Here is a 14,574-nt window from a genome sequence, read left to right on the forward strand (position 1 = left end):
CAGCGACCTGGTCCTGTACCTGAGGGCCTGGCTCCGCCACGAGGGCAGCCCGGCGCCTTGCGATCGCACGCATCGGCCACCGCGGTGCCCGCCCTGCGGGCGGACGACGGGGGTTCGCGGGCAGGCCCTCAAACGGCAGGCTGGCATGGCGATATGTCCTCACTCAGGGTGTCCGCGCCCTGGTTCGACGAGACCGGCGGTGAGAGTTCCTGGCTCCCGGGACTTCCTACCCCGGTGACAGTGGCGGGACCGCGCCGGACTTGCACCGGCTTCCTCTCTTGCCGCCGTAGCTGGCCTCGGCAGTCCACCACGGCCTTGGAAGGGCCGTCAACTTGCCGTTGACCTGCGACGGGAGAGTGTGCTGAGGCCCACATACGAGGGGTCGCAGTGGTCACGGAAACGCGTGGTGCCGGGACGGATCACCGTCCCGGCACCACGCGCGGAGCAACTGCGGCCCGGGGCTCAGCCCTTGGCCATGATCAGGTTGATTCCGTACGCCACCGCCGCCGCGCACCCCGCGAAGGCCACGTACGCGCCGGTGACCGCGAGGGTCGCCGAATTGCCCTGTGCCACGGCCCGTTCGCGGCGGGACAGGCCCATGACGCCCAGGGTGAACAGGGCGACGAGGCCCACGGTGACCGCGAGGCTGACGCCGAAGACGGAGCCCAGGGCTGCCCAGTCGATCTTCATGCTGCTTCTCTTCCTTCGTACCGGATGGGCGGGCTCAGACCGTCGCCGCGGGCGGGGCGGCCTGGTCGGGGGTGGCGGCCGGAGCGGGGATGGTGGCCGTCAGGTCCTCGGTCACCGTGCCCGCGGGCGGCGGGGTCACGGCGGCGATCGCCGTGGTCACCACGCCCGCCGGCTCCTCGGTCTCGTTGACGTTCGAGGCGTCTACGACCTCACGGCGGGAGATCTTCCAGATGGCCGCGCTGGAGGCGATCAGGAAGACGGCGACCACGCCGGTGCCCCAGTCGCCGAGGTCGGTCACGGACTCCGCGAGCGCGCCGACCAGGGCGGCGGCCGGCAGCGTCAGGACCCAGGCGACCAGCATCCGGGTCGCCGTCGACCAGCGGACCACACCGCCCTTGCGGCCGAGGCCCGCGCCCATCACCGAACCGGAGACCGAGTGGGTGGTGGAGAGGGAGAAGCCGAGGTGGGAGGAGGCCAGGATGACCGTGGCCGCGCTGGTCTGGGCGGCGAAGCCCTGCTGCGGCTGGAGGTCGGTCAGGCCCTTGCCCATGGTGCGGATGATGCGCCAGCCGCCGAGCCAGGTGCCGAGCGCGATGGCGAGACCGGCGGAGAGGATGACCCAGGTGGGCGGGTCGGAGTCGGGGGCGACGACGCCGCCGGCGACCAGGGCGAGGGTGATGATGCCCATCGTCTTCTGCGCGTCGTTCGTGCCGTGCGCGAGGGAGACCAGGCCGGCCGAGGCGATCTGGCCGGCGCGGTAGCCCTTCTCGGCGGCCTTGCCGTCGGCCTTCTTGCCGAGCGTGTACGACAGCCGGGTCGCCAGCATCGCGGCGAGGCCCGCCACGATCGGGGCGGCGAGCGCCGGGATGAGCACCTTGGTGACGAGCACGTCGCCGTGGACCGCGCCCATGCCGGCCGATGCGATGGTGGCGCCGATCAGACCGCCCATGAGGGCGTGCGAGGAACTGGACGGGAGTCCGACGAGCCAGGTCAGCAGGTTCCAGAGGATCGCGCCGACCAGGGCCGCGAATATGACCTCGGGACGTATGCCGTTCTCGTCGACGAGACCCTTGGAGATCGTGTTGGCGACCTCAACGGAGAGGAAGGCGCCCACAAGGTTCAGCGCGGCGGACATGGCCACCGCGACCTTGGGCTTGAGTGCACCGGTCGAGATGGTGGTGGCCATCGCGTTGGCGGTGTCGTGGAAACCGTTCGTGAAATCGAACGCGAGTGCGGTGATCACCACAATCGCGAGGATCAGCGAGAAGTTTTCCATTTACCCAGGCAATCGTTCGAAGTCATCGGTCGGTTGACCGTAGGAAACCTGAGTGAACGGAAGATGAACTGGGGGCAGCTGTGGGGTGTCCGTAACGGGGGGTCGCCGTTCCGCCCGATTCGGCGGCCCCCCGGGTCCCTCGGCGTCCCTTGGCTAGTGCCCCCGGGCGAACTTCCTCAGCTGGGCCTGGGACCCGTTGAAGAGATTTTGATCACCCGGCAGGCTGCCGCTGTTGTCGTACTGCCAGAAGCTCCAGAACGACCAGCCGGCCGGCAGCGATCCCGCGTCCGCGGAGTTGTGACGAGCCAGCCACAGCGCGTGGTTCGAGGCGAAGGCGCGGCTGCTGCCGGTGCAGGTGTTCCACCAGTGGGTGGTCGTGTAGATCACCGGGCGGCGGCCGGTGAGCCGCTTCACCTCGTTGCTGAACGACTTGATCCAGTTGACCATGCCGGCCTTGCTGAGGCCGTAGCACTTGTGCTTGGCGTCGTACGGGTTGTATTCGATGTCGAGCGCGGGCGGCAGAGTCCAGCCGTCCGCACTCCACGCGCCGCCGTTGCGCACGAAGTAGGCCGCCTGGGTCCGGCCCGAGGACTTGTTCGGCAGTGCGAAGTGGTACGCGCCGCGGATGATGCCGGCGTTGCGGGCGCCGTTGTACTGCTGGCCGAAGTACGGATTGCGGTAGTTGGTGGACTCGGTCGCCTTGACGTAGACGAACTTGGCGCCCTTCGCCTTCGCGCTCGACCAGTTGACGTTCTTCTGGTGCGAGGAGACGTCATGTCCCTTCGGCAGGCTCGCGGCCGAGGCCGGCAGCTCGGCGAGGGCGGTCCCCCCGACGACGAGCGCCGCCACGGAGACCGCGAGGACGCGGTTGCGGCGGCGGGACGGTTTGCGATCACGGGCCATATTTCCCCCCGGAATGGCGACGTGCACGACAAAATCAACGGGGAGATTACTGGAAGATCGTTGAATGCCGGTCGATCTCAGGCCAAGCATGGGAACAAGGGGATATGTCCCTATACGGGGTCTTTCGGAGGCCCGGCTTCCGCCCTAAAGTGCCCCGGCTCCGCGGCGGGTTGACCATGCGCCTGGCAGGATCGCGGCATGGCTGAGCAGCGACGCGACCATCGGGACGAACGGGATGCGCGGGAGGGTGCACAGGATGTGCCCGAGGGGTGGAGGCGGGGTGCGAGCGCCGAGGAGGCACAGGCCTGGCAGGCCCTCGTCGCCACCGCCCGCCGCACGGTCGCCGACGGCCTCGTCGTCGGCACCTCCGGCAATGTCTCGGTCCGCGTCGGGGACACCGTGCTGGTCACGCCCTCGGGTCTGCCCTACGACCGGCTCGCGCCGGACGACGTGACCGGTGTCGACCTCGACGGCCGTCAGGTGCTCGGCACGCTCGTCCCGACGAGCGAACTGCCCATGCACCTCGCCGTCTACCGCACCACCGACGCCCGCGCCGTCGTCCACACGCACGCCGTGCACGCGACGGCCGTCTCGACGCTGGTCCCCGAACTCCCGGCGATCCACTACATGGCCGGCGCCCTCGGCGGCCCTGTCCGAGTTGCCCCCTATGCGGCATACGGCACCGACGAGTTGGCCGAGAACATGCTCCACGCCCTCGCCGACCGCACCGCCTGCCTCCTCCAGAACCACGGCACGATGGCCTACGGCACCACCCTCGACCAGGCCTACGACCGCACCGCCCAGCTGGAGTGGATGTGCCGCCTGTGGCTGACGGCGTCCTCGGTGCCGGGGCTGTCGCCGACGCTGCTCTCCCCGGAGCAGGTCGCGGAGGCGGGGGAGAAGCTGCGCCGGTACGGGCAGCGCAAGTGAGCTCACGGGGTACCCGGACCCGGTGACCACGACACACCATCGTCGACGCCCCGCATCACCCCGCACCTTCCTCCGGCTGGCCGGTGACCGGGTCCGCCAGGACACTGGACGGGTGCGCACAGTCAAAGCAACGGCCGCCGCACTGACCGTGGCCCTGGCCGCCGGCGCAGCCTCCGTGGCCGCCGGCCGGCTGGCGAGCGACGCCGCGCTCAAGGCGCCCCCGGGCAGGCCGCTGCCCACCGAGCCCCGGCTCACCGTGCACGCCACGGCCGCCGGCCAGATCGCCCTCACCCGCGACCTCGCGGCCCTGCGCCCCGGCACCTACGGCCTCGCCGGCGACGGCAGCCACGCGGTGGTCGGCCCCGTCCTCGACACGGCCACGCACTCCGCCGACAGCGTCGTCCGCCGCCTGGTGCGCGTCACGCACGGCAGCCTGGAACCCGGCGACAAGGTGTGGCTCACCCCGAACGTGCACATCGGCAACCCGAGCGCCGCCCTCGGCCTCGACCACGCCGACATCGACGTCCCCGGCGAACTCGGCGCGCTGCCCGCCTGGTTCGTGCCCGGCGCGCGGGACACCTGGGTGATCACCGTGCACGGCCTGGGGGCCACCCGGGAACACCCCATGAACGTCATGGAGTTCCTGCACCGCCAGCGCTTCCCGGTGCTCGACCTCGCCTACCGCGGCGACCTCGGCGCCCCCCGCCCCCCGGACGGCCTGAACCACCTCGGTGAGACCGAGTGGCGCGACCTGGACGCCGCGATCCGCTACGCCGTGCGCTACGGCGCCGAGCACGTCGTCCTGCACGGCTGGTCCACCGGCGCCACCATGGCGCTGCGCGCCGCCGCTCACTCCGGCATGCGCGAGCGCATCTCCGGCCTGGTCCTGGACTCCCCGGTGCTCAGCTGGACGACCACGCTGCGCGCCCTCGCCTCGGCCCACCGCACACCCGGCGCCCTGCTGCCGCTCGCGGTACGGGCCGCGCAGGGGCGCACGGGACTGGAGGTCGACCGCACCGCCGAGAACGTGCTGCCGACCGTGCCGACGCTGATCTTCCACGGCCCGGACGACACCCTGGCCCCCTGGGAGCACTCCCGCCGGCTCGTGAACGCCCACCCCAACCTGATCGCCCTCCACACCGTCCCGAACGCCCCGCACTCGGCGATGTGGAACGCCGACCCGAAGGCCTACGAAGAGGCCTTGCGCCGCTTCCTCACCCCGCTCATGTGACCCCTTGCGGGTGGCCGTCCCGCACGGTCGCGGCGCGGCGGAGCTGAACAACCGACGCGATTCCGTTTAAGGCCGTACCACTGGCCTGTTCTCGGCCTCGAGCCGCCCGCCGGAACCCGTCCATTGGCCAGCCCCGTCGCCCCCCGTGACATTCCGTTTGGGTTTTCGGACCGTCAACCGGAAGACTGCACCCGTGACGTCCCGTATCCCGCGCGACTCCAGGCTTCGACTCGTCCGCCCGCGACCCCTGGCCGCCGCCCCCTCAGCTGTGAACCAGCGGCGCCCGCGCCGCGCCGCACCCCGCCCACCGGAGGGCACACCGGCACCCGCGGAGCTGGCCAGAATGGCTCGCCTGCAACTGGCCGCCGCGGCCCGCGTCGCCCGCTGGGCCGACGCCGCGCTCGGCCCGGGCAGCGACGGCGCGACCGCCGACGGCAAGGCCACCCTCGCCGACGCGACCGCCGAACGGGCCTCCAAAGACCTGGGCCTGACCGTGGTTCAGGTCCGCGCCGACTGGGACACCGCCCGCCTCGCCGGCCTGGTCGAGGTGCACGGCGACAGCGCCCGCCCCGGCTGGCGGCTGCGCGCCTGGAACCGCGACGACAGCGCCGTACTGCGCGGCTGGGTCGCCCTCTTCGACGCCTGGTCGCTCGCCCACGCCGAGCCCGCGGACCACGAGCCCGCCGCCGTCGCCGAGGTCGTCTCGGCCATGCCCCAGGTGCTCTCCTTCCTCCAACTGTCCGCCGGGCCCGTCCCCGTGGAACAGCTCCTGGACCTCCTCGAGCAGCGGGTCACCGAACTGCGCACCGAGCGCTGCGAGATCCCCTACGGCCCGCAGCCCGAGCCCGTACCGCAGCCGGAGGCCCTCGACGCCCCGCTCGCCCCGCTCCTCGACTGGGCCCTGTACGCCCTCGCCTCCGTCGGCGCCCTCACCTACGGCGGCGGACAGGCCACGCTCACCCCGCTCGGCAGCTGGGCGGTCTGGGTCAAGCTGGAGCAGATCTGCGTCGCCGCGCAGAGCCCCGCCGGGAACATCGAGCAGGCCGCCGAGGACATGCTGCGCGGCTGCGCCCAGCTGCGCCCCAACGCGGCCCGCGCCGAGTACCGCGCCTGGCTCGCCGCCCGCCCCGTCGGCAGCGCCGTCACCGAGCTCATCGACGCCGCCCGCGGCGACGACGCCCTGCTGCGCGGCCTCGCCTTCGAGGCGCTGCGTGTGGTCGGCGCCCCCGCCGAGCCCGACGTGCGCTCGGTGGCCGACGAGCCCACCCTGCGGCCGTACGCCCTGCTGTGGCTGGCCGAGCACGACGGCATCGACCCCGAGGACGCCCACGAGGTCCTCACCCGGCAAGAGGCCACCTGGCTGTGGGTCGACACCGCGGCCGCCGTCGCCGACCACGGCGAGGCCCCGATGCTCGTACGGCACCTGGAGTCCGCGGTGCAGCCCACGGTCCCGATGCTCCTCGACGAGGTGCGCGCCGTCGGCCACCCCCGCACCGTCCAGGTCCTGGTCGCCCTCGCGGCCGCCCACCCCGACCCCGCCCTCGCCAAGGCGGTCCGCCGCGCCGCCTTCCAGGTGCACACCGGGGGCAGCTGACCGGGAGGCGGGGCGAGGGCCGAACGGGGGACGTGCCCGCGCTCGTCCGCCGTGTCACGACGGCATGCCGCACCGCCGCGTCCGTGCGTGGCTACGCTCTGCGCCGGATCCGCGGCAAAGGGTGCTCAAGGGGGCAAGGTGGTCGTTCTGCCGGTCGAGGTGACGGAGCCGGGCCCCGCCACCCCGAGGAGCACCGGGCCCTCGGCCCTCCGCCGCCTCCTGCCCGCCGCCCTCGCGCTTCTCCTGGCGGCACCCGTGCTGGCCGCCGCCCACCAGGCCCGCCCCGCGCCCTACGGGGACCGTCTCACCGTGCACGCGCGTGTGCAGCACGGCACCGCGACGGGACTGCGGACCCACAGAGCGACCGTGGAGGCGTACGGCTGGAGCTACGCCCGTGAGGGCCGTCGTCCGCTCGCCGTGCTCCCCTCGCGCGGGGAGGCCATCGCGCTCTGGGACGACGGAGTGGTCACCGACACCGACGGCACCTCCGTCCGCTGGCACCGCGCCCTCCCCGCGGCCGCCGACTGGCTCCCCGCGCAGGGCGGCACCGGCGTGCTGCGCCCGCTCGGCCGCGGCATGCTCGCCGTGGTCACCCCGCCCCGCATCACCGGCTACCGCATCGCCGACGGCGACCTGCGCTGGGTGCTGCCCGCACACCAGGGCTGCGCCTTCGCTCCCGCACGTGCCGTACGTCACGCCGGAGTGCTGATCGTCGCCCAGCCCTGCCGGACCGGAGCCTGGACAGCCCAGCTCATCGCGGTGGACGACCGGGGCCGGATCTCCCCGCGCCACAGGCCTCGCCGCGACGAGGGCTCCGGCGGGCGGCCCGAACACACGAACACAGAAAAAGTGGTTGCACAGCCCCGTTAGACTTGGCCCATGGCCATTCTCCTCGCGCATTAGACGGCGGGAACGTCCTCAGCCGCCCATCCGTCAACCTCTGTCCGCCCTGGAGTCTGTCCGTGATCTCCGCCTCCGGTATCGAGCTGCGCGCCGGCGCCCGAGTCCTCATCGAGTCCGCCAACTTCCGTGTCGCCAAGGGCGACCGCATCGGCCTGGTCGGCCGCAACGGCGCCGGGAAGACCACCCTCACCAAGTGCCTCGCCGGCGAGGGCATCCCCGCCGCCGGCCAGATCACCCGCTCCGGCGAGGTCGGCTACCTCCCGCAGGACCCCCGCACCGGCGACCTCGACGTCCTCGCCCGCGACCGCATCCTCTCCGCGCGCGGCCTCGACGTACTGATCCGCAAGATGCGCGAGAACGAGGAGCGCATCGCCAACGGCAAGGGCGGCACCCGCGAGAAGGCCCTCAAGCAGTACGAGCGCCAGGAGACGGAGTTCCTCACCAAGGGCGGGTACTCCGCCGAGGCCGAGGCTTCCACCATCGCCGCCGCGCTCAACCTCCCCGACCGGGTGCTGAGCCAGCCGCTCCACACGCTCTCCGGCGGTCAGCGCCGCCGTATCGAACTGGCGCGGATCCTGTTCTCCGACGCGGACACCCTGCTCCTCGACGAGCCGACGAACCACCTCGACGCGGACTCGATCATCTGGCTGCGGGACTACCTCAAGACCTACCGCGGCGGCTTCATCGTGATCTCCCACGACGTCGACCTGGTCGAGACGGTCGTCAACAAGGTGTTCTACCTGGACGCCAACCGCGCCCAGATCGACATCTACAACATGGGCTGGAAGCTCTACCAGCAGCAGCGCGAGGCCGACGAGAAGCGCCGCAAGCGCGAGCGGCAGAACGCCGAGAAGAAGGCCGCCGCCCTGCACTCGCAGGCCGACAAGATGCGCGCCAAGGCCACCAAGACGGTCGCCGCGCAGAACATGGCCAAGCGCGCCGACCGGCTGCTCGCCGGACTCGAGGCGGTGCGGGTCTCCGACAAGGTCGCCAAGCTCCGCTTCCCCGAGCCCGCGCCCTGCGGCAAGACCCCGCTGACGGCGGAGGGCCTGTCGAAGTCGTACGGCTCCCTGGAGATCTTCACCGACGTCGACCTGGCCATCGACAAGGGCTCGCGAGTCGTCATCCTCGGCCTCAACGGCGCAGGAAAGACAACCCTGTTGAGGCTCCTCGCGGGCGCCGAACAGCCCGACACCGGCGCCGTCGTCCCGGGCCACGGCCTCAAGCTCGGCTACTACGCCCAGGAGCACGAGACCCTCGACCCGGACCGCACGGTCCTGGAGAACATGCGCTCCGCCGCCCCCGACATGGACCTCGTCGAGGTCCGCAAGGTGCTCGGCTCGTTCCTGTTCTCCGGCGACGACGTCGACAAGCCGGCCGGCGTCCTCTCCGGCGGCGAGAAGACCCGCCTCGCCCTCGCCACCCTGGTCGTCTCCTCGGCGAACGTCCTGCTCCTCGACGAGCCGACCAACAACCTCGACCCCGCCAGCCGCGAGGAGATCCTCGGCGCGCTGCGCACCTACAAGGGCGCCGTCGTCCTCGTCACCCACGACGAGGGCGCCGTCGAGGCGCTGCAGCCGGAGCGGATCATTCTGCTGCCGGACGGCGTCGAGGACCTGTGGGGCGCCGACTACGCGGACCTCGTCGCCCTCGCTTGATCGAATGCGTGATCAACGGCGTATGGATCATTCGGCCCACCGGTGATCCATCATCTGTGTGAGATCTCCTCGTACCGAGGTGTGTCCTACATCGATTTCACGGCCGAGCCCTTTATCGACAAGGGCTCGGCCGTCGTACGTCTCTGACCTGGCACTTCGTGAATTCGCTCGTTCGGCGGTACGAACGTCTCTGGGGGGAATTACAGATTCCGCTTGTGGGGATGCGCTCCTGTCGTCAAAAGCCTGTCTCACCGACCTTGCCGAATGGGTGGCCATGAAGCCCCGGAGGGGTGATCATGAGGGGACCAGAGCGCACTTCCCATGAGGAGGCACGGGTGGCCGAGACTCTGAAGAAGGGCAGCCGGGTTACCGGCGCCGCGCGCGACAAGCTCGCGGCAGACCTGAAGAAGAAGTACGACTCCGGTGCGAGCATTCGGGCACTGGCCGAGGAAACCGGCCGCTCGTATGGCTTCGTACACCGGATGCTCAGCGAGTCGGGCGTCACGCTCCGTGGGCGTGGCGGTGCGACACGGGGCAAGAAGGCCGCCTCGTCCTGACCTGGGCGGCCCATCGGCTTCGATGGTGGCCACCCGGTCGGTCGGCAGATCGGCCGGGTGGTTACTGTGCAGTCACTTAGCTTTGCGCTTCAGCTTGCTCTGTTGACCGCACTCATCGGAGGCACCCCATGGCTTTGCCTGCCCAGGACCTCGGTCCGGTACTCGACAAGGACGGCGTACGGCTCACCGTCGACGACGCGATCGCCACGGTGACGCTGACCAACCCGGCCAAGCGCAATGCGCAGAGCCCCGCGATGTGGCGTGCGCTCGCCGAGGCCGGGCGGGTCCTGCCGGGGTCCGTCCGTGTCGTGGTGCTGCGTGCCGAGGGTCAGTCCTTCTCGGCCGGCCTCGACCGGCGCATGTTCACGCCCGAGGGAATCGAGGGCGAGCCGACGTTCGTCGAGCTTGCGCGCAGCAGCGACGGCGAACTCGACGCGAGCATCGCCGAGTTCCAGGCCGGCTTCACCTGGTGGCGGCGCAGCGACCTCGTGTCCATCGCCGCCGTGCAGGGGCATGCCATCGGTGCGGGCTTCCAGCTCGCCCTCGCCTGTGACCTGCGCGTCGTCGCCGACGACGTGCAGTTCGCCATGCGCGAGACCAGCCTCGGGCTGGTACCGGACCTGACGGGCACGCATCCGCTCGTCGGGCTGGTCGGCTATGCCCGCGCGCTGGAGATCTGCGCCACCGGGCGCTTCGTCCTGGCCGAGGAGGCCGTCAGCACCGGCCTCGCCAACCTCGCCGTACCGGCCGACCAGTTGGACGGCGCGGTGCATGACCTGGCGTCGGCGATCCTGGCGGCGCCACGCGACGCGGTGATCGAGACCAAGGCGCTGCTGCGCGGTGCACAGGGACGTTCCTACGACGACCAGCGCGCCGCCGAGCGGGCTGCCCAGGCACGGCGCCTGCGGGACCTCGCGGGCCTCGGAGAGTAGCTCAACCGACCGCAGTCACCAGTACCGCCACCGTCGGGTGGTCCGGCAGTGCCTCGGCGACCGCCGTGCGGACCTTCCGGGCCACCTCGACGGCCCGGTGGTCCGCCTGCACCACCAGTTCCACGCGTGCGTGGCGGTGCGGGAGGCTGCCCTCCTGCTGGTGTTCCTCGATGTGCACCGCTCGGCCGAGGCTGCGCGTCAGGTGGGCGACGCCCGGGACCATCAGCGCGGCGGACGCCACGCGCACCTCGTCCTCGTCGTGGGGTTCTTCGGCGCCCGGCGGCTCGGGCGGCCGTACGTCCTCGGGCACCGGTTCCTCGTCCAGCAGGGCCGTGACCCGCAGGTCCACCTCGGTCACCGCCAGGCCGAGCAGCTCGGTCGCCGCTGCCGCCAGCGTCGTACGCAGAAGGTCCGCCGTCGTCGGCAGCGGCTCGGCCGCCGTCGCCGCGAACCGGGCCGTCACCCGCAGCGGCCCGGGCGGCAGAGCGCTCGGCGGCGCGGGTACCGCGGGGTCGGAAGTGTCCTCCGCGTCGGCGAGCGCGATGCGGAGAGTCTCCAGGCGTACGCCCCGCAGCTCCCCGGCCGCGCGTCGCAGTACCCCCTCGGCCGCCCCCTCCGAGATCCACGCGCCGTCACGCGCGCCGCCCAGGGGCAGCAGTCTGCCCACCCCCAACTGATGCCGTACCGCGTGCACCCACTGTTCCGCCGTCATTCCTCCAGCCTGCCGCATCCCCGGCGCGCGGTGGCGCAACCGCACCTACCGTGGTCATAGGGACGACGAACCGGAAGGGACGTACGGCCATGACCGACATGACGGAACAGAGCCGGACGAGGGCGCCCGGGGACGCGCCGGACACCCCCTCGATGCGCAAGGCGCAGACGACGCGCCGCGGCGGAGGAGACCCGGCCACCCGGGGACGGACGACGATCGCCGACGGGGTCGTGGAGAAGATCGCCGGGCTGGCCGCGCGGGACGTGGTCGGCGTGCACGCCCTGGGCAGCGGCATCAGCCGCACCTTCGGCGCCGTGCGCGACCGGGTGCCCGGCGGCAGCTCGAAATCCGTGACACGCGGCGTGAAGGCCGAGGTCGGCGAGGTGCAGACGGCGCTCGACCTGGAGATCGTCGTCGACTACGGCGTCTCGATCTCCGAGGTCGCCCGCGATGTGCGCGAGAACGTCATCGCGGCGGTGGAACGGATGGCGGGCCTCGAGGTCGTCGAGGTCAACATCGCCGTGAGCGACGTGAAGCTGCCGGAGGAAGAGGACGAGGAGCCGGAGCCCCGGATCCAGTGACGCGCCGGCGACCGGACAACCGCACCGCTGAGGGGAGCGCACGATGAACATGGCCGTGGTCGGCATGATCGCCGGAATGGCGCTGGGCTTCGCCGGGTACTTCGGCGGCTTCGGGGCCTTTGTGCTGGTGGCCGCCCTGGGCGCCATCGGTTTCGTCGTCGGCCGGTTCCTGGAGGGGGATCTGGACCTCGGCGACTTCTTCCGTACGCGTGAGGACCGCCGGCGGTGACAACGATGAGCGACGGTGCCGGTGAGCTGCCCAGCCCCCTGGCCACCGTCGTGCCGGGTGAGCGCGGGGCGACCCGGATCGCCGACCGCGTCGTCTCGAAGGTCGCCGCACAGGCGGCCCGCGAGCGGCTCGGCGACCAGTCCGGGGACACCTCGCCCCCGCGCGCCACCGTCGTGGTCCACCATGGTGCTGCCCACGTCCGCATCCATCTCGAACTCGACTACCCCGCCGACATCGGCGCCCGGTGCGCGGATGTGCGTCGACATGTCGCTTTGCGGGTACGCGCGTTGGTGGGCATGGAGGTGCCGGAGGTGGCCGTCCACGTGGAGCGGCTGCACCTGACTCCGGCACACGGCTCGGTACAGGGGAGGACGCGATGAGCGAGCCCCAGGGCTCCGAGGGCACCACACAGCGACTGCCGGTCATCGAGAAGGCGCCCGGCGACGACCTCGCCTACGGACCGCCGCCCGCGCCGGAGGGCGGGGACACCCGCGAGGGCCGCTTCTGGTCCGCGCGCCGCGTCCCCGCGGCCGTCGTGGCCGTCCTCGTCCTGGCCGTCGCCGGCCTCTTCCTGTACGACATCGCGGCCGTACGGGCCCACCGGCCCGCGATGAGCTGGCGCCGAGAACTCGCCCGGCAGCTCGCCGAACGGCCCCTCGACGACATCTGGGTCCTGGTCGGTGCCGGAGTCGCAGCCGCCCTGGGCCTGTGGCTGATCGTGCTGGCGGCGACGCCCGGTCTGCGCGCCGTCCTGCCGATGCGGCGCCCCGAGGCCGACGTCCGCGCCGGACTGTACCGCGAGGCGGCCGCCCTGGTGCTGCGCGACCGTGCGATGGAGGTCGCCGGTGTCCAGTCGGTACGGGTGCGGATGGGCCGGGCCCGCGCCGACGTCCGCGCCGTCTCGCACTTCCGCGAACTGGGCGACGTACGAGCCGACTTGAACGCGACGCTCGACGAGGCGATCAGGGGCCTCGGGCTCGCCCGCCCGCCCGCGCTGTCGGTCCATGTACAGCGACCCGGACGGAAGGGGTGACGGCGATGCTCAGGACCGTCAACCGCGCACTGATCGGGATCGTCGGCCTCGTCCTGCTCCTCCTGGGCGGCTCCGTACTGGCCGTCGGACTCGGCGTGCGGCCGCCCTCCTGGTGGATTCACGACAGCCGCCACGACGTGCTGCTGAGCAATGCCGAGCGCACCCGCTGGCAGGACGACGGCTGGTGGTGGCCGACGGTCATCGGGGTCCTCGCCGTCGTCGTCCTGCTCGCCCTGTGGTGGCTGACCGCGGTCCTGCGCCGACGCCGCCTGGCCGAGGTCCTGGTCGACACCGGCGACGGCGAGGGCGCACTGCTGCGGGGCCGGGCCCTGGAGGGTGTACTGGCGGGCGAGGCGGCCGAGTTGGACGGCGTGTCCCACGCCCACGTCCACCTGACCGGCAACCGCACGGCCCCCCGGACCCGGGTCCAACTCCTCCTGGAACCCCATGTGGACCCGGGAACGGCCCTCTATCACCTGACGACGCAGGCCCTGATGCACGCGAGGAATTCGGCGGGCCTGGCGGCACTCCCCGCAGAAGTTCGCATGAAGTCCGTCAAGCACCGTGCGGAAAGGGTCAGTTGACTTTCAGAAGCCGTGCCGCATTCCGCCGTCGACAGGAACCATGATCCCCGTCAGATAGGAAGCAGCGGGTGACAGCAAGAACGCCGCTGTACGCCCGAATTCCTCCGGGGTCCCGTACCGGCGCAACGGAATGCGGGATTCGTTGGCGGCCCGCGTGGCTTCGGGGTCGGCAGACAGCCCGTCCAGCTCGCGCACGCGATCCGTGTCGATACGAGCCGGCAGCAGACCGACCACCCGAATTCCCCGCGGCCCCAACTCGTCGGCGATCGACTTGGCGAACCCGGCCAGCCCGGGCCGCAGCCCGTTGGAAATCGTCAGCGCCGGAATCGGCTCGTGCACCGACCCGGAAAGCACGAACCCGATGACACCCCCGGCCTCCAACTCCGCGGCCGCCGCACGAGCGAGCCGTACCGCACCCAGGAACACCGAGTCGAAGGCGGCCTGCCACTGCTCGTCCGTGTTGTCGGCGAGGAACCCCGGCGCCGGTCCGCCGACGCTCACGAGAATCCCGTCGAACCCCCCGAACCGCTCCCGCGCCGCCGCGATCAGCCGCGCCGGCGCCTCCGGATCGGCGTTGTCGACGGCGACCCCGACGGCATTCGGCCCCAACTCACCCGCGGCGTCGGCGACCCGCTTCTCGTCCCGCCCGGTCACCACGACCTTCGCCCCGTCCGCGACCAGCTCACGCGCCGTGGCGTTGCCGAGCCCGCGGGTGGCCCCGGTGACGACGTACACCTTGTCCTTCAGCCCAAGATCCATGG

Annotated in this window: 17 protein-coding genes and 1 riboswitch; of the genes, 12 read left to right on the top strand and 5 right to left on the bottom strand. The window is 71.8% G+C overall.

Annotation, left to right across the window (positions count from 1 at the left end; translation table 11 throughout):
• Positions 1-182: 182 nt before the first annotated feature.
• A riboswitch (cobalamin riboswitch) is annotated at positions 183-325 on the bottom strand.
• A gap of 137 nt (positions 326-462) precedes the next feature.
• The 3 genes from ABZ880_RS37175 to ABZ880_RS37185 form a co-directional block, all read right to left on the bottom strand.
• Positions 463-690 (bottom strand): hypothetical protein, encoded by a 228-nt coding sequence (locus ABZ880_RS37175; RefSeq protein ID WP_361272494.1) that lies wholly within the window; start codon positions 688-690, stop codon positions 463-465.
• Positions 691-724: 34 nt separating this feature from the next.
• A complete protein-coding gene (locus tag ABZ880_RS37180; RefSeq protein ID WP_361272496.1) occupies positions 725-1,966 on the bottom strand; it encodes an inorganic phosphate transporter in 1,242 nt (413 codons plus the stop codon).
• A 153-nt stretch (positions 1,967-2,119) separates the two neighbouring features.
• Positions 2,120-2,869: a lysozyme gene (locus tag ABZ880_RS37185; protein ID WP_361272498.1), complete on the bottom strand. Its 750-nt coding sequence runs from the start codon at positions 2,867-2,869 to the stop codon at positions 2,120-2,122.
• A 198-nt stretch (positions 2,870-3,067) separates the two neighbouring features.
• On the opposite strand from ABZ880_RS37185, the gene ABZ880_RS37190 reads away from it, so the two are divergent.
• The 7 genes from ABZ880_RS37190 to ABZ880_RS37220 all read left to right on the top strand — a co-directional run bounded on the left by ABZ880_RS37190 (position 3,068) and on the right by ABZ880_RS37220 (position 10,674).
• Positions 3,068-3,799 carry a class II aldolase/adducin family protein gene (locus ABZ880_RS37190; protein ID WP_361272501.1) on the top strand — a complete coding sequence of 244 codons (732 nt, stop codon included), beginning with the start codon at positions 3,068-3,070 and terminating at the stop codon, positions 3,797-3,799.
• A gap of 112 nt (positions 3,800-3,911) precedes the next feature.
• Positions 3,912-5,030, top strand: coding sequence for an alpha/beta fold hydrolase (locus ABZ880_RS37195; RefSeq protein WP_361272503.1), 1,119 nt, complete (start codon positions 3,912-3,914; stop codon positions 5,028-5,030).
• 193 nt (positions 5,031-5,223) lie between these two features.
• Positions 5,224-6,624 (top strand): hypothetical protein, encoded by a 1,401-nt coding sequence (locus ABZ880_RS37200; RefSeq protein ID WP_361272506.1) that lies wholly within the window; start codon positions 5,224-5,226, stop codon positions 6,622-6,624.
• 138 nt (positions 6,625-6,762) lie between these two features.
• Complete coding sequence (locus tag ABZ880_RS37205; protein WP_361272508.1) at positions 6,763-7,494, top strand: hypothetical protein; 732 nt, start codon at positions 6,763-6,765, stop codon at positions 7,492-7,494.
• Between the two features lie 92 nt (positions 7,495-7,586).
• Complete coding sequence (locus tag ABZ880_RS37210) at positions 7,587-9,185, top strand: ABC-F family ATP-binding cassette domain-containing protein (RefSeq protein ID WP_361272511.1); 1,599 nt, start codon at positions 7,587-7,589, stop codon at positions 9,183-9,185.
• A gap of 335 nt (positions 9,186-9,520) precedes the next feature.
• Positions 9,521-9,742 carry a helix-turn-helix domain-containing protein gene (locus ABZ880_RS37215; RefSeq protein WP_004002281.1) on the top strand — a complete coding sequence of 74 codons (222 nt, stop codon included), beginning with the start codon at positions 9,521-9,523 and terminating at the stop codon, positions 9,740-9,742.
• Positions 9,743-9,870: 128 nt separating this feature from the next.
• Positions 9,871-10,674 carry an enoyl-CoA hydratase/isomerase family protein gene (locus ABZ880_RS37220; RefSeq protein WP_361272514.1) on the top strand — a complete coding sequence of 268 codons (804 nt, stop codon included), beginning with the start codon at positions 9,871-9,873 and terminating at the stop codon, positions 10,672-10,674.
• Between the two features lies 1 nt (position 10,675).
• On the opposite strand, the gene ABZ880_RS37225 is transcribed toward ABZ880_RS37220, so the two are convergent.
• On the bottom strand, positions 10,676-11,386 hold the full coding sequence (locus ABZ880_RS37225; RefSeq protein ID WP_361272516.1) for a nucleopolyhedrovirus P10 family protein: 711 nt from the start codon (positions 11,384-11,386) through the stop codon (positions 10,676-10,678).
• 89 nt (positions 11,387-11,475) lie between these two features.
• On the opposite strand from ABZ880_RS37225, the gene ABZ880_RS37230 reads away from it, so the two are divergent.
• The 5 genes from ABZ880_RS37230 to amaP are packed head-to-tail and all read left to right on the top strand — an operon-like array spanning position 11,476 to position 13,813.
• Positions 11,476-11,967, top strand: coding sequence for an Asp23/Gls24 family envelope stress response protein (locus ABZ880_RS37230; RefSeq protein ID WP_361272519.1), 492 nt, complete (start codon positions 11,476-11,478; stop codon positions 11,965-11,967).
• A 43-nt stretch (positions 11,968-12,010) separates the two neighbouring features.
• The gene (locus ABZ880_RS37235; protein WP_361272522.1) at positions 12,011-12,196 is read left to right on the top strand and encodes a hypothetical protein; all 186 of its coding nucleotides are present in this window, start codon (positions 12,011-12,013) and stop codon (positions 12,194-12,196) included.
• Between the two features lie 5 nt (positions 12,197-12,201).
• Entirely contained in the window at positions 12,202-12,576 is a 375-nt protein-coding gene (locus ABZ880_RS37240; RefSeq protein ID WP_361272685.1) for a hypothetical protein, read from the top strand.
• Entirely contained in the window at positions 12,573-13,229 is a 657-nt protein-coding gene (locus tag ABZ880_RS37245) for a DUF6286 domain-containing protein (protein WP_361272525.1), read from the top strand. The genes ABZ880_RS37240 and ABZ880_RS37245 overlap by 4 nt, the downstream gene beginning before the upstream one ends.
• A gap of 5 nt (positions 13,230-13,234) precedes the next feature.
• The gene (amaP, locus tag ABZ880_RS37250) at positions 13,235-13,813 is read left to right on the top strand and encodes an alkaline shock response membrane anchor protein AmaP (RefSeq protein ID WP_361272527.1); all 579 of its coding nucleotides are present in this window, start codon (positions 13,235-13,237) and stop codon (positions 13,811-13,813) included.
• A gap of 3 nt (positions 13,814-13,816) precedes the next feature.
• Here amaP and ABZ880_RS37255 read toward each other — a convergent pair whose 3' ends face one another.
• Positions 13,817-14,572 (bottom strand): SDR family oxidoreductase, encoded by a 756-nt coding sequence (locus tag ABZ880_RS37255; RefSeq protein WP_361272529.1) that lies wholly within the window; start codon positions 14,570-14,572, stop codon positions 13,817-13,819.
• Positions 14,573-14,574 lie beyond the last annotated feature (2 nt).

The sequence above is a fragment of the Streptomyces sp. NPDC047043 genome, from assembly GCF_040644055.1.
In the GTDB taxonomy this organism is placed as follows: Bacteria; Actinomycetota; Actinomycetes; order Streptomycetales; family Streptomycetaceae; genus Streptomyces.

Excerpts from the sequence above, each read along its gene's own strand:
- ABZ880_RS37175 (WP_361272494.1), bottom strand. The coding sequence starts at position 690 with ATGAAGATCGACTGGGCAGCCCTGGGCTCCGTCTTCGGCGTCAGCCTC.
- ABZ880_RS37180 (WP_361272496.1), bottom strand. The coding sequence starts at position 1,966 with ATGGAAAACTTCTCGCTGATCCTCGCGATTGTGGTGATCACCGCACTC.
- ABZ880_RS37185 (WP_361272498.1), bottom strand. The coding sequence starts at position 2,869 with ATGGCCCGTGATCGCAAACCGTCCCGCCGCCGCAACCGCGTCCTCGCG.
- ABZ880_RS37190 (WP_361272501.1), top strand. The coding sequence starts at position 3,068 with ATGGCTGAGCAGCGACGCGACCATCGGGACGAACGGGATGCGCGGGAG.
- ABZ880_RS37220 (WP_361272514.1), top strand. The coding sequence starts at position 9,871 with ATGGCTTTGCCTGCCCAGGACCTCGGTCCGGTACTCGACAAGGACGGC.
- ABZ880_RS37225 (WP_361272516.1), bottom strand. The coding sequence starts at position 11,386 with ATGACGGCGGAACAGTGGGTGCACGCGGTACGGCATCAGTTGGGGGTG.
- ABZ880_RS37230 (WP_361272519.1), top strand. The coding sequence starts at position 11,476 with ATGACCGACATGACGGAACAGAGCCGGACGAGGGCGCCCGGGGACGCG.
- ABZ880_RS37235 (WP_361272522.1), top strand. The coding sequence starts at position 12,011 with ATGAACATGGCCGTGGTCGGCATGATCGCCGGAATGGCGCTGGGCTTC.
- ABZ880_RS37240 (WP_361272685.1), top strand. The coding sequence starts at position 12,202 with ATGAGCGACGGTGCCGGTGAGCTGCCCAGCCCCCTGGCCACCGTCGTG.
- ABZ880_RS37245 (WP_361272525.1), top strand. The coding sequence starts at position 12,573 with ATGAGCGAGCCCCAGGGCTCCGAGGGCACCACACAGCGACTGCCGGTC.
- amaP (WP_361272527.1), top strand. The coding sequence starts at position 13,235 with ATGCTCAGGACCGTCAACCGCGCACTGATCGGGATCGTCGGCCTCGTC.
- ABZ880_RS37255 (WP_361272529.1), bottom strand. The coding sequence starts at position 14,572 with ATGGATCTTGGGCTGAAGGACAAGGTGTACGTCGTCACCGGGGCCACC.